Genomic DNA, 13700 nt, shown 5'->3' on the forward strand with positions numbered 1-13700 from the left:
TGCGTTGTCGGTAACCACACAACCAGTGGGTGTGTAACTACCCGATCATGCCATCATCAACGGCAGCATTCCGGCCATAACTGATGGCGAAGGTCACAGGCCCTTCCTCCATCTCCTGGTTGACCTTGAGCGACGCATCCAGCTGCTTTCCAAGCAGACCGATCAGGTAGGGCTGGATGGCCCGGCTATCGGGCAACCCATCGAACTTGTCGCCTTCAGCCAGATTTGAGTGCTCCGGAACACGTGCCCGCGGCCCCGTCGCCACGATCACCATGCCCTCATTGCCATTTTCAACAATGATATTGAGCTCGCCACCGCGCGGAACCGCCCCCGTCGCAAACTGGATCAGGTTCATCAGCAGTTTCAGCCGTGTCTTGTGCAGAGCTGACGGTTTGGTGTCCCAGGCCAGCGTCACCCGGCCACCTTCCATCAGGCCTTCGGCTGCCCGCCGGGCATCAGCAATTTCGATATGCGCACCTGCAGACCCGGACGCCCCGAAAGCAAGCCGGGCAAACTGTAGCTTCGCAGACGCCTGCAACGCACTCTTGGCAATCAGGATCAGCGCGTGTTCACGCATTTCCTGGTCTTCTTCTTCCTCAAGCACCTCAAGGCCATTGACGATGGCCCCAACGGGGCTGATCACGTCATGGCAGACGCGGGAACAAAGAAGAGCGGCAAATTCCAGCTGATCCGGCGCATCAGGTTCGCCCGCTCCGGGTCCTGAGCCAGATCCAGAGCCAGCACCAGCTGTATTGTCGTTCGTCGCAATTTCGCCCGTCATTACGCTGTTTCTCCCGCACGGTCCCGGCATTGGAACCGAATCACCAAGTCCAATTTTTGATACACTTCGCAGACCGATCGTGCAAAGAAGAGTGCCCTTCCCACCCGTGACGCACGTCATGCCCGGCGGACCCATCCCGCCCCGTCAACGTGCAAATTGCAGACAGATCGAGCCCACCTGTGCCTGACACTTCATTGCTGACCGAACTCACAGATATCTCCATCGACGCCGGCGCGCGCATCATGACCCTGTATGAGCGCCCTATCAAAGTGACCGAGAAGGACGACAAATCTCCGGTGACCGAAGCAGATCAGGCCGCCGAGGACATCATCCTTGCCCGGCTCGCCAAGGCGTTTCCGGATATCCCTGTCGTGTCTGAAGAAGCAGCCGCTGCCGGTCACGTGCCTGACTTCGGCGACAGGTTCTTTCTGGTGGACCCCCTGGACGGCACCCGTGAATACATCAAGCGCAATGGCGAGTTCACGGTGAACATCGCCCTGGTGGAAAAGGGCGTGGCGACCGCAGGCGTTGTCTATGCGCCTGCCAAGTCACTCCTGTATGCCGGCGCCAACGACCTGGGAGCACACGAAATAAAGGTCGATGCACACAAGCCCGCAGACGCTGCTGCACCGCGCACCATCACAACCCGGCCCATGCCGGACGATGGTCTGGTGGCAATTGCCAGCCGCAGCCATCGTGATCAGAAGACGGAAGAATTTCTCAACCACTACAATGTGCGTGACATTGTGACGGCAGGGTCGTCGTTGAAGTTCTGTGTGGTTGCCCGTGGCGACGCGGACATCTATCCCCGCCATGGTCGCACCATGGAGTGGGACACAGCAGCAGGCCACGCCGTGCTCACCGCAGCCGGGGGCACGATCACCCGGTTGGATGGAACACCGTTCCTCTACGGAAAAAGTGCAGATGGGCTAGCCAACCCGTTCTTCATCGCCAAGGGCGATCCGACGGCGTACTAGCGGGCAGGCCAGCTAGGCCCCGTCACCGCCGGCAATGGCTTCCATCATGTCCAGGTCACTGATCTCGACCCGGTTGCCTTCTTTGAGGGTGATGACGCCGCTGGTCTTGAGCTTGGTAATCGACCGGCTCACGGTTTCAACCGTCAGACCCAGATAGTCCCCCATGTCACTTCGGCTCATGGGGACGCGCACCGGGTTGGCTTCTTCACCGCGGTCCTCAGACCTGCGGGACAACCACAGCAGAAAAGACGCAATGCGTTCCTGTGCCGTCTTGCGGCCCAGCAGCAGCATCTGCTCCTGCGCCACGGCCAGCTCCATGGACGCCAGGTTCAACAGCCGGTTGGAGAGCTTGGGATAGGTATCAATCAGCTCCTGCATCTTGTCAGATGGCAGCGAGCACGCGCGCACCGGTTCAAGCACCTCTGCCGTATAGCCATATTCGGCCGCCGGATTCATGCCCAGAAAATCGCCCTTGAACAAAAACCCGGTAATCTGCCGGCGTCCATCCGGCAGCAGCTTGTAGAGCTTGAGGGCGCCTGCCTGAACGATGAAACAGGCCCCGACGGCATCACCTTCGAAAAACAGCGTTTCGCCCGCTTCATACGTATTGGTCTGCGTCAGTTGAGCCAGTCCACCCAACTCATCGTCCGTCAGCACCGCACATACCGCCTGGGTGCGCACATCGCAGCTCACACACGGGCTGGAGACGTCGCGCGGCAACGCCGGGGCGTAGCCACCGCTATCCGCAATATCTCTTAGTCCGGCATCGCCTGAAAATTCCGGCATCGGCCCACCATAAAAATTGGTTTGTACAAATGATTTACGTCAAACCTACAGCGGGCACCGCCCAATGGGCAAGCAAAGCCAATTGCCACACCTCTGGGTAGAGGCCGCAGCTTTTTTTTCGCCAAATTGTGTGAAAAGTGGCCGGCGGCGGCCTCCCAAATAGCCCCCCGACAGTTTGGGGGCCGCGCCGGCCTGGCCCTCGCGCCGTCTGCCAAGGCCGGCTCACAAGGGACAGAACTGCATTTTCGGGTGGCATCCTGACCGCCAGAGGAGCGGCATGAAGCGAAACCCGACATGCGTGCTGGGCACCCCATGTGTCCCGAAGCGCCAGCATCCGGATATGTGCAACGCCCATGCCGCTGGAAAAACGGGCCAGGGACCGCACCAAAAGACACAGAAAAACTAGGAAAAACGAACGAACCGCCGCCCGGACCGGTCATCTGTGACGGGACCTATTGACGGCATGTCAGCCAACATGGGGCAAACGGATCGTTTCAATGCGGGACAAACACCAGGCATAATCCGCCACAGGGGTCGGTCCGCAAAAAACCGGTGAGAGATCGACAGACGGCAAGCTGCAGTTATTTGCGCCGCCAGCCCGAGCCATCATTCACGTACTGTCCGGCGGGCGCCTGGCCAATGAGTTTGCTGCCGGCCAGCTGTTCAACAACTGACAGCGACGTGCCCTGCGAGGCTGCGATCTGGCTGTACTGGGCCTTGCGTCCAAGGTTGACCCCATCGCCAAGCTGCTTGACCGCAGCCGATGGCGCCGACGGATAGCCCACATATCCGGTGGACATTTCTCCGACCACACCCTGCGCCTTGGCTTCGTCCAGCGTCAGGGCATAGGCAGGTGACATGGCCGCAAATGCGAGCGCGAGCAGCACAACAAAGCCGCTCAGCAGCGCCAGACGCGGCAGCGACGGTGCCAAGTGAGCGCGCGAACAGGTGATGGAAAGTGCAGTCATGTTTTTCATCTCTCGCATAACGGTCCCCTAGAAGAGGTCTGGATTGTTGGCAAACAGATCATCAAGCTCACGGTCAACCTTGATGCGGATTTCCTGCTCAATCTTCACGTTGAGATTGATCTCAATCGGCTTGTCGGGTGCCTGCACCTGAATGGTGGGCGTGCAGGCTGCAACCCCGAGCGCCAGCAAGCCGGCAATCACCGGCAGTCTTCGACTGGCGCCGTGGCGAAAAATCACGTCTGCGTTGCTCTGCGCATTGCTCATGGAACCAACCTGCATTCTGTCATTTGAGTCATTAAAGGTCCGCGTCGCTGAACCCTGTATGAACGGCATATCCGCCATAGGCAACTTAGCATCAGCTTAGGGCTCCGGCCCCACACGCTCAACATCCAGCCCATCCAGGTTTTCCTTGCCCGTCACCACATCAAGGGCCCGGAACCCCACCGTGCCGCGCCGCAGGAGATCGAGGAAAGCCCCCTGGGTGCTGATATTAAGATGCACCGGATAGCCCTCAAGCAGGTCCGGATTGGCACCCTGCAGCGTGATCTTGAGCGTCAGATCGCCATCAACAGGCCCGTCAATCTCAAGGCTCAGGACCTGAAAATGGAAGTTCTCCAGCGCCTGAAACGCGATGTTTGCGCCTTCAGCAGTTTGTCCCGCAGCGTCCGTGCTTGCATTTTGATACCGGACAATACCGCCGGGTTCAGCTGCAAGCTTCGCCTGCATCACATAGACGGACCCGTCCCTGATCTCGATCGGGACCGCTCCACCCAAAACCCCTTCGCCTGAGAGCCCCTCCATCTCCACCAGATTGAGAAGGTCGGTCAGATTGACACTCAAGGCTGCAAGTTCCGCCCGCTGAACATCCGCACGCGTATTGAGCGCACCTGACGTCAGCACAAGCTGTCCGCCGGCAAACGGCCATTGCGCATTCTCAATGATGACATCGCCGCCGCCTTCAACCCGCACCAGTGCAATACCACCTTCAAGGGGCAGCCCCGCATCCACCACGCCAATGGAAATGGCCTGCGTGCCTCGCGTGCGAACCGGAACAAGACTGGAAAACTCTATGTCTCCAGAAACCTGTGCAAACCGCGCAGCCGATGCCTGCAGCCCGACATTCACAAGTTCCGCCCGCGCAGACGAACGCCGCACACCCCTGTTGTTCCAGGCAATGGTCCCGGTGGCTGACACCTGTCCGGATACGGCAGCCACGACCCCCAGCAGCACCGGCGCAAGCTCCTGGGGTTGCAGTCCGTCCTCGGCGAAGGTCAAAGGCCCTGCCTTGAAATCAAGCAGACCGTCGCCAGTGGCAAGCTGGTGCGTGACGGTCGCTTTTGTCAGAACAATGCCGGCAGGGGTCTTGACGGTGACGGGGCCCGTAAGGCGGCTGGCAAGCAAACTGTCCTCGCCAAGCCCATCGAGCGACAAGGACGCTGACGCCACAACGGCGGCAAACCGCTTGGCCGCTTGCGTGTCGGTCACCCGCACACGGTCAATATCAAGCCGCCCAAGTTGTCCGGCGCTGCCCGGTGCAAGTGTGACATCTGCAGATATATTCTCCAGACGCAGGCCCTGTTGCGGCAGCGCAATGTCGCCGCCCTTGATCTTCAAAGCCGCAACAACCTGGCCATCCGCACCCTGACGAATGGTGGTATCCATCCGCGGCAACACACCATTGAGCGTATCTGCAAGCATTATGCGGGCCGGCATCAAGCTGAAGTCTGACCGCAGCGACGACGAAGCAACATCAATGCTGAGCACAGGGTCAGCGTCCGCCGGGCAAAACTGCAATTCGTCCAGCTTCCAGACCGCATCAGCCGCCGCCGACAAGGCCACCAGCATGCACCCGCGCATGGAGAAGGAACCAGACCCCTCCTCAAGATCAAACCGCGCAGTCAGGTCAATCGGGGCGGAAGCATTGGTCACCGGCAGCGGCTGACCGGGACGCTCGGCGAACGCCAGATCGCCTGCGATGGACGCCTCTACAATCCCTGCGTCACCCAGGCGCATTTCAGCACCCACATCTGACAGAGAGATTTTGCCGGGAAGCCGCTCATGATCGCTTTCAAGATTGAAAGACGTAAGACGCAGCACCTGACCATCCACGTCACTCGTGGCATCTATCCGCCCACCACCGCCTGCCAGATCACCGCTCAGGCGAACATCAAAGCCCGCAGCCAATGCAGATGTGTTGGCGGCCACCTCAAAAGACCCATCAAGGCCAACCTGCACATCTCCGTCCGGTGTCTCCAGAAAAAGCATTGCGTTGCTCAGATCCACCCGGTCCAGTGGCACGGATGTCTGTTCAGTCGCCGCGGATGGATCGCCAGGCGCCGTCAGTCGATCAATCAGTGGATTGAGCGCACCAAAATCCGGGGCGCCATCAACGAGCCGTCCGCGGAGAACCAGATCGTGCAACGACACAGTGCCGATGCGCCCTGCCCACAGCTCCAGGGGCGTGTAGGTCAGATCAACCCGGCCGACGGACAGCGTGTCGTCAGCCTCATCGCTACCTCCCACCGTCACATTGGACAGCGTCGCCTGGCGCCAGCCAATGTCATCGAACTGCAGATCAAGGCCCACAAGCCCAAGGTCAGAAGCCGCTGACTGCACAACTGGGCGCGCCAGCGACGGCAGATAATGAACGAGGCCCGCGATCCCGAGCCCCAGGACCACGAATAGACCCAGCACCCACCAGCGAATGCGCTTCAGGACACCCCGGCGCGGCTGGTCGGCTTCTGGTGCAGGGACGCTGTCCTCCGCAGAAGACAGTCCGCTGGACGTTGTCTGGTCGCCTTGCGAGGTCATAACCGGGTTAACCACTTGCCTTATTGATGCCAGAGACAGCCATTAGGCACTGAACATCACATTTACCTCATGCACAAATACGGCATGTACAAGAAGCTGCCCGCACGATATCGAGAACACAGAAGAAAAGCCGCTCCCATACAAGGTGGCATTCCGCAGCAGCCTGATCAGAACCAACTGACCGCCTGCGGCCAGATTTGAGGAACTCAACGACCATGAAGATTTTGTCTCACCTGCGCTCATCAGCCGGACCTGCATCTGCCTCCAAAGGGTCAAGTGCTCTGACATGCGCTGTTGCTGCAGCCCTGACAGTGTTCTTCTTCCTGCCACAACCCGCGAACGCCCAATGGGTTTCCACAAAAGAGCTGGTGGACAATTTTTGTGAAGACGAAGCTGCAGAAGAATCAGCTTTCTGCGCTGGCTATGTCGCAGGCGCGCTGCACGTGCTGATGGCCCCGCCGGAGCTGATGCCGACCGGCCAGTTCTGCATCGAGGTGGACAAGCAGCCAAAGCTGAGTGCCATCGCCGACCGTCTCACGACATTGCGCAAGGAACAGCCCGAGCTTGAGGATACACCGGCCTTCACCGTCATTGCAGCCATCATTGAACGCGGCTTCCCCTGCCCTGAGGACATCATTGATCCGAATGCGCCAACTATCCAGCAACCTGCTGCACAGGCTCCGGCGCCAGCAGCCCCGCAGGAACCAAGCACACCGTCTGATCTCTTTGGACTGCCATCATCTGAGTAATCGATCCGTAAAACAGGCCAGCGCAAACCCGGTTGCTGGCCGAATGGAGGACACGATCATGGACTTCCTGAAGACCGCACTCGCAATGCCGGCAATAGTTCTGGCGTCGTTCCTGTTGCTCACAGCACCTGCGGCTGCTGAGACCGACGGCACCTACTCTGAAGATGAGATTGTTCAGGCGGTACGAGGCTTCTTCGGCGACGTGTCCGAAGACATGGCCAAGGCCGTCAGCAAGGTCTTTGAAGATCAAGGCCGCCCCAACGCCTATATCGTTGGCGAGGAAGGCGCAGGCGCCATTGGCGTTGGCCTGCGATACGGCAGCGGCAGCATCCACATGAAGCCGGGACGGGTTCAAAAGGTCTACTGGCAGGGGCCGTCCATCGGCTGGGACATTGGCGGCAACGCCTCAAAGGTGTTCACCCTCGTCTACAACTTGCCAAATATTGACGGCATCTATCGCCGCTTCCCCGGTGTTGAAGGATCGCTCTACGTGATCGGCGGCGTTGGTGTGAACTATCAGCAGGCGGGTGACGTGATCCTTGCCCCTATGCGGGCAGGCGCTGGTCTGCGTGCCGGTGCCAATGTCGGGTATCTCAGCTACACCCGCGAACGGCGCATCCTGCCGTTCTAGGTCTTGGACCACCCTTCAAACTGAAAACGCCGACCTCTCGAAAAGAGCGTCGGCGTTTTCATGTCTGCTGACATTTCCCGGTCCGCTTATTCGTCGTCGACTTCCTGCTCGTCAGAAGAGGATGTTTCGTCTTCTTCCTCCACAGTCTCGTCAAAGGTTTCCACGACGATGCCGGAATCGAACGCGCCTTCAATCATCACGTCTTCTTCGATGAACACATCATTGGTGAAAAAGCTGCCATCCTGGGCCATGGCTGAACCGCCCACGGCGACCGCCGCCACACAGCCAAAAATCAGCCCACAGAACTTTGGTGAAGCTCGTCCAACGCCAAAAATCTGCTTCATACCGGGAACCGCCCAAATCCATTTCGACCCAATGTGTGCGCCCGATTGTGCGCCAGAAGGTATGACCAAAAAAAGGGCGCTGATGCAATGCCCTCAGCGCCCTTTTCCAAATCAGCGTTGATCCTGATGCAGCGACCAGGAAACAGCCTACTCTTCGTAGGTTTCCTCGATGATGATTTCTTCCTCGTAGGTCTCTTCGATGATCTCTTCTTCGTAAGTTTCCTCGACGATTTCTTCCTCGTAGGTCTCTTCGATGATCTCTTCTTCGTAGGTTTCCTCGATGATGACTTCTTCTTCGTAGTAGTCTTCTGCGAGAGCCGGGCTGCTCACAGAAGCTGTTCCGAAAGCAAGACCAATGGCAGCAGCAGCGGCGATACCGAATGATGATTTGAACGACATGCAATTTTCCCCTGTGTCACAAAATGTTTGCACACCGAGTTGAACCCATGTTTTCGTCCAGCACAACAAATCCCTTACCCTGAGGAGGGAGTTTTTCTGCGCGGCGTTCATACTGCATTCAGGCTGGGTTTGTGCGGCGTTTAAGCTCTGCGAGGACAACGGCAACGCCGCGAACGGCAAAATACCCCACCGCACCGGCCACGAGAGCCACAAATGGCCAATCCGCAAAATACCCGGTCACCTGCATGGTCGCGTAGCTGAGCACAGCCACACCGGCCCAGGCTCCCAGTGCCGTTTTACGCCCGCCATCCTCATACCATTCCACGTCGCCGCCGCCCGCAAAGGGCCCATCGCCGGGCTCATCATCAATTGGCTCCACATCAGCCGACGGCGCTTCAACGGCAGCCACCATGTCGGGTGCCGGTGTCACAACTGCGCTGGTCTGGTCACGGGTATCGGTCATGGGGGCAGTTTAACGGTGTTTTGCCAACAAGGTGGCAACTTTCCTGCGTTTTTGGCAATCTGCGCCGTGGGGATGCGCTTGGGGAAGCCAACATCCCTGATTTGGGGCGTAGCGCACCGGCTGCAATGTATTTCTGCCGGTGCCGAGTTGGGGTTGAGTACACCATGGCCGAAGCACTGATGCTTGTCCTTCTGGGCGTGTTGATAATGGCACTTGCTGCCTTGGCCCTTGCACCACTGCTGTGGGCACGGGCTGCCAAAGTCACAACGGAACGTGTCCGGCAGGATGTCCATTCCGCCGCCTTTCACGAGGCAAGCGATCACGTCTCCAAAAAATACGAAGGCAAGATTGCAGCCCGCGAGGGCAGCCTGCTCACAGAAATCCAGCAACTCGAAGCATCACGCGACAAGATCTCTTCCGAGGCCTCAAGCCGCGTCAGTGCACTGGAAGAAACCCGGGCAAGCCTCGAACAGGAAATCGCCAATCGAGATGCCCTGCTCGTTGAAAGCGAAAACCAGATGCAGGCCTTGGCGGAAAACGTGCGCAATCTCGGGGCCCGCGCAGATTCGCTGGGACGAGAAGCAGCCGATCTTGGCAGCCGTGCAGAAGCCTTGAGTTCTGAAATTGTGGGCCTGGGCGAATCTCATCACGAGATTGCACAGTCCCTACACCCTGAAGCAGCCCCGGCCTCACCTTCTGTTGCAGCCCCTGTCGCCTATGACGAGACAGTTGCCGCAGAAGCACCTGCAGACGCATCCGCACCTACACCTGAAACGCCTGCGCACGACACGGCCCAGCAATTTGTGAGTGAAGACACCACATACGATCAGAGTTCCGATCAAAGTGCTGATCAGGTTACGGACGAGAGCGCGGACCAGCCCGAGCCGGACCTGCAGCCGGAACCACAGGTCGAGCAGCAGCCCGAGCAGCAGCCCGATCAGCAGGTGATAGCGGCCGCCGCGCCCAAGGAACCCACACTCTCAGATCGCATCCGCGCCCTGCGCGACGGCGTATCTGCCTAAGACGGCTCTTCACCAGCCAGACACGCGCTACCGCACTTGACTGCCGCTGATCAATCGAACAGTAAGTGCTGCGTCTTGCCGCGACACCTGATATGGTCCGCCGCAAAACTGCAGTCGGGGGACAAAGCATGCACGTTCGGTCAACAAGAAAAATACTGGTCTCACTTGTGGCGGTAGCCGTTTCTGCCGGTATGTCGCTGACATCTTCCCAGGCCCAGACAGCACAGCCGGCGCAGACGGCCCCGGCGGCACAGCCGGCGCAGACGGCCCCGGCGGCACAGCCGACCCAGCCGGAACAAGCGGCCCAACCGGCCGGGAAACCCAATTTTCTGGTCGTCATGGTCGATGACATGGGCTGGTCGGACCCCGGCTTCCTTGGCAGCAAAATCCGCACGCCACACATTGATGCCCTGGCCGAACGCGGCACGTTCATGTCCAACTTCTATGTGGCGCCCACCTGCTCACCGACCCGCTCCATGCTGATGACGGGCGTCAGCAATCACGCCGCCGGTGTTGGCACCATGCATACCCTGCAGGCGCCCAATCAGTTGGGCCTGACGGAATACGGTGCTCAGTTGCATGATGGCGTTGTCACCATCGCCGAAATGCTGAAGGCCAATGGGTACGCCACGATGATGAGTGGCAAATGGCACCTGGCAATCGATGAAGACCAGCGGCCACACAATCGTGGCTTTGATCGTGCCTTTGGCCTCTTGGAAGGCGCCTCCAGTCACTTCGCAGATCAACGCCAGATCGGTGTGCTCGAAACGGTCACCTACCTGGAAGACGGCAAACCGATCGAACTGCCCGAAGATTTCTATTCCAGCGTCGGCTACACCGACAAAATCATCGAGTACATGGATGGCGCGGCAGACACACCGTTCTTTGCCTATCTTGCCTACACAGCACCCCATGACCCTTTGCAGGTCCCGGATGAATGGCTTGATCGCTACAAGGGTGTTTTTGATGACGGCCCGGCTGCCGAAAAAGAGCAACGGCGGCAGCGTCTGGTGGAACTGGGCCTGATCAGTCCGGACAGCCAACTGGATGCCCCGCTCAATTTCCCAAGCTGGCTGCCATCCTACAAAGCGCCATGGGCTGAACGATCACCAGAAGAACGTGCCATCGACATCCGCCGTATGGAAATCTACGCCGCCATGGTGGAACTGCTGGATCAGCAAATGGGCAGAGTGGTTGCACGACTGGAAGAGACCGGCCGCCTCGACAACACCTACATCATTTTCCTGTCTGACAATGGTGCGTCCGTCACCACGCCGATTGTCTATCGGGGCAACACGCGCGAGTGGCTGCATGCCAATTACGACCAGAGCCCGGAGCGCATGGGACAGGCCGGGTCCTTCACAACCATGGGCCGGGACTGGGCCAACAGCAGCAACACGCCTTTCCGGCTGTTCAAGGCAACTGTGGCCGAAGGGGGCGTCAGATCCCCGATGATCATTTCCGGCCCGGGCCTTGAGCGCGGGGTGATCCGCAACAGCACCGGGCATGTGACAGACCTGGCACCCACGCTCTACGAACTGGCGGGCATAACGTCCAAGGACCACCCGCTCTATGACGGCAAGCTCCAGCCGCGCGGCCAGTCCATTCTGCCCATTCTGGCGAATGACGACGGCGACGAAAGCCGGGCCATCGTCACAGAGCTGTTCGGCAACCGCATGGTCCGGCAAGGCAACTTAAAAGCCGTTTTTCTGGGCCCGCCGGTTGGAAGCAGCGAATGGGAAATATTCGACATTGCAGCCGATCCCAGCGCGACCGCCAACCTGGCCGACAAGTTTCCCGAGAAACTGGCTGAAATGGTGCAGGCCTACGAAGATTTTGCCGCCACCAACAATGTGGTGACGCCTGAGCCTCCGCTGACGCTGCGCCCTGGGGTTTTCTTTGAAGGCAAGTGCAACTGGTGGTGCGAGGCGAGATTCGCGATCGCGGAAACCTTGGTCAACCCGTCAAGCCGCAACACGCTTTTCGCCGTGATCGGGGCTGCGCTGTTGCTTGGCGGGTTTATGCTTATCCGCAGCAGGCGCAAGAAGCGCGCAGCGTAAGGTCAACCCAACCCGCAGCGACCTCTATGGTACCGCAGGCGTCAGCACCAAAGAGCGGACCACCTGGCCGGAGCGCGTGTTCACCACCATGATCCGCTCGGGCTGGCCTTCGCTCACAAGATGAATGACCAGCCGGCGCTCGTCACCTGTCACCGCTTGGATCTGATACCCGGCAGGAACAGGCACTTCAAAGTCGCCCGCCTGCGTGACGGCAACAACAGGCTCAGGCGCCAATTCGGCCTCATCGCCAGAAGATGATATGCGTGAGGCTATGGTTGCCACCACAATGGCAAAGCCGATAATCAGCAGGACACCCAGCACAATGACGGTGATAAGCAACACACGCTGCGTCCGCGCTGTTGCTTCGTCTATTTCTTCCATTTCGCCCGCATCGCCTGCGGGTTTGCTATCCTGAGCGGCCATGACCGATCCTGTTGCCTCACATAAAACTGCCGATACGCCGGCACACGAAGATGGCACCCCGCCCTATCGCGTGGAAGTCCTCGACGCTGGCGATATGCATGCCAGTGAGTTGCCCTTGGGCGCAAGCCTTATCCGCGTGCTGGTTGGCGAAGATGCTGGCGGCCTGCGCACCGACAAATTGCTGGCAGACGCCCTGCCCGACCTGTCCCGCGCCCGCGTCCAGGCCCTCATCGCAGAAGGGCAGGTGGAAGCCCGTGAGGCTCCGTGTACGGAAGAAGGCGAGCAGGTCGTTGATGAAACAAAGACGCGGCTGATCACCAACGCGTCGTCAAAGGCGCAGCCCTTCACCGCCTATGACGTCATGCACCCGGCTGCAAAGGCGGCAGAACCTGAGCCCCAGGACATTCCCCTCACGGTGCTCTTTGAGGACGACCATCTGATTGTCATCAACAAGCCTGCCGGCATGGTCGTGCATCCCGCCGCAGGCAACGAAGACGGCACATTGGTCAATGCCCTCTTGCACCATTGTGCGGGCACTCTGTCAGGCATTGGCGGCGTCGCCCGGCCCGGCATTGTCCACCGGCTCGACAAGGAAACATCCGGCGTCATGGTTGCTGCAAAGACCGACCAGGCGCATAAGGCCCTTGCGGCGCAATTTGCCTCCCACGGCGCAGACGGTGCTCTGGAGCGTGCCTACTGGGCCCTTGTCTGGGGCCATCCACGCCGCCGCAAGTTCACCATCGATGCACCTTTGGGCCGCCACCCCAATGACCGCAAAAAGATGGCCGTGGTGTCTGAAGCGGTCGGGCGACGCGCGGTGACCCATCTGGAAGTCAAAAAGCGGTTTGAACCTGAAGGCAAACCCGTCGCCGCCCTGGTTCAATGCCGCCTTGAAACCGGCCGCACCCATCAGATCCGCGTGCACCTGACCAAAGAGGGCATTCCCGTCATCGGCGACCCGGTCTATGGCCGCAGTCACATGACAATGGCCAATGGGCTGCCCGAACCGGCAAAATCAGTGGCCAAGGCATTTTCCCGCCAGGCCCTGCACGCCTATCTGCTGGGGTTCTCCCACCCAAAAACCGCAGAAAAGCTCATTTTTGAGGCTGATTTGCCGCCGGATATGGCCAAACTCCTCGCTTGTTTAGAAGCGTTGTAAAATACCCGTGAACGCCCCCTTCAAAATTCAGCGCTAATCCCTAAATATAGAGGGCTTCAGGCGGCCCCTGCGTCAGCGCGCCAAAACGCGCACCCGCAGGAAGAAACCTGACCGCAGGCCCAAATCA

15 protein-coding genes are annotated in these 13700 nt (G+C 59.3%); 6 read left to right on the forward strand and 9 right to left on the reverse strand.

The window, feature by feature from the left end:
- Positions 1-37: 37 nt before the first annotated feature.
- A complete protein-coding gene (locus BN1012_RS11330; protein WP_081826350.1) occupies positions 38-781 on the reverse strand; it encodes a histidine phosphotransferase family protein in 744 nt (247 codons plus the stop codon).
- Positions 782-960: 179 nt separating this feature from the next.
- Between BN1012_RS11330 and cysQ the strand changes: the two genes are divergently transcribed.
- The gene (gene cysQ / locus BN1012_RS11335; RefSeq protein WP_081826351.1) at positions 961-1758 is read left to right on the forward strand and encodes a 3'(2'),5'-bisphosphate nucleotidase CysQ; all 798 of its coding nucleotides are present in this window, start codon (positions 961-963) and stop codon (positions 1756-1758) included.
- A gap of 12 nt (positions 1759-1770) precedes the next feature.
- Here cysQ and BN1012_RS11340 read toward each other — a convergent pair whose 3' ends face one another.
- The 4 genes from BN1012_RS11340 to BN1012_RS11355 form a co-directional block, all read right to left on the reverse strand.
- On the reverse strand, positions 1771-2544 hold the full coding sequence (locus BN1012_RS11340) for a Crp/Fnr family transcriptional regulator (RefSeq protein WP_081826352.1): 774 nt from the start codon (positions 2542-2544) through the stop codon (positions 1771-1773).
- Positions 2545-3125: 581 nt separating this feature from the next.
- Complete coding sequence (locus BN1012_RS11345) at positions 3126-3512, reverse strand: YdbL family probable chaperone protein (RefSeq protein WP_122381406.1); 387 nt, start codon at positions 3510-3512, stop codon at positions 3126-3128.
- Between the two features lie 27 nt (positions 3513-3539).
- Entirely contained in the window at positions 3540-3776 is a 237-nt protein-coding gene (locus BN1012_RS11350) for a YnbE family lipoprotein (RefSeq protein ID WP_081826505.1), read from the reverse strand.
- Positions 3777-3872: 96 nt separating this feature from the next.
- Positions 3873-6323 carry an intermembrane phospholipid transport protein YdbH family protein gene (locus BN1012_RS11355; RefSeq protein ID WP_043949704.1) on the reverse strand — a complete coding sequence of 817 codons (2451 nt, stop codon included), beginning with the start codon at positions 6321-6323 and terminating at the stop codon, positions 3873-3875.
- 215 nt (positions 6324-6538) lie between these two features.
- On the opposite strand from BN1012_RS11355, the gene BN1012_RS11360 reads away from it, so the two are divergent.
- Both BN1012_RS11360 and BN1012_RS11365 read left to right on the forward strand, forming a co-directional pair.
- Positions 6539-7072, forward strand: a complete 534-nt coding sequence (locus BN1012_RS11360) for a Rap1a/Tai family immunity protein (RefSeq protein ID WP_043949705.1) — start codon at positions 6539-6541, stop codon at positions 7070-7072.
- A 58-nt stretch (positions 7073-7130) separates the two neighbouring features.
- On the forward strand, positions 7131-7703 hold the full coding sequence (locus tag BN1012_RS11365; protein WP_081826506.1) for a DUF1134 domain-containing protein: 573 nt from the start codon (positions 7131-7133) through the stop codon (positions 7701-7703).
- Between the two features lie 86 nt (positions 7704-7789).
- Here the strand turns inward: BN1012_RS11365 and BN1012_RS11370 are convergent, their stop codons facing one another.
- From BN1012_RS11370 to BN1012_RS11380, 3 genes are all read right to left on the reverse strand, one after another.
- Positions 7790-8047: a hypothetical protein gene (locus tag BN1012_RS11370; protein WP_043949706.1), complete on the reverse strand. Its 258-nt coding sequence runs from the start codon at positions 8045-8047 to the stop codon at positions 7790-7792.
- 147 nt (positions 8048-8194) lie between these two features.
- A complete protein-coding gene (locus BN1012_RS11375) occupies positions 8195-8446 on the reverse strand; it encodes a hypothetical protein (RefSeq protein ID WP_043949707.1) in 252 nt (83 codons plus the stop codon).
- 118 nt (positions 8447-8564) lie between these two features.
- A complete protein-coding gene (locus BN1012_RS11380; protein WP_043949708.1) occupies positions 8565-8909 on the reverse strand; it encodes a hypothetical protein in 345 nt (114 codons plus the stop codon).
- 164 nt (positions 8910-9073) lie between these two features.
- Between BN1012_RS11380 and BN1012_RS11385 the strand changes: the two genes are divergently transcribed.
- Complete coding sequence (locus BN1012_RS11385; protein WP_043949709.1) at positions 9074-9931, forward strand: hypothetical protein; 858 nt, start codon at positions 9074-9076, stop codon at positions 9929-9931.
- Between the two features lie 128 nt (positions 9932-10059).
- Positions 10060-11991, forward strand: coding sequence for a sulfatase-like hydrolase/transferase (locus BN1012_RS11390; protein WP_171815949.1), 1932 nt, complete (start codon positions 10060-10062; stop codon positions 11989-11991).
- A gap of 24 nt (positions 11992-12015) precedes the next feature.
- On the opposite strand, the gene BN1012_RS11395 is transcribed toward BN1012_RS11390, so the two are convergent.
- Positions 12016-12414 (reverse strand): hypothetical protein, encoded by a 399-nt coding sequence (locus BN1012_RS11395; protein WP_043949710.1) that lies wholly within the window; start codon positions 12412-12414, stop codon positions 12016-12018.
- Here BN1012_RS11395 and BN1012_RS11400 point away from each other — a divergent pair.
- Positions 12413-13573 (forward strand): RluA family pseudouridine synthase, encoded by a 1161-nt coding sequence (locus tag BN1012_RS11400; protein WP_320408856.1) that lies wholly within the window; start codon positions 12413-12415, stop codon positions 13571-13573. The genes BN1012_RS11395 and BN1012_RS11400 overlap by 2 nt on opposite strands.
- Positions 13574-13700: the final 127 nt, after the last annotated feature.

Origin of the sequence: Candidatus Phaeomarinobacter ectocarpi (assembly GCF_000689395.1) — a bacterium.
GTDB lineage: Bacteria > Pseudomonadota > Alphaproteobacteria > CGMCC-115125 > CGMCC-115125 > Pyruvatibacter > Pyruvatibacter ectocarpi.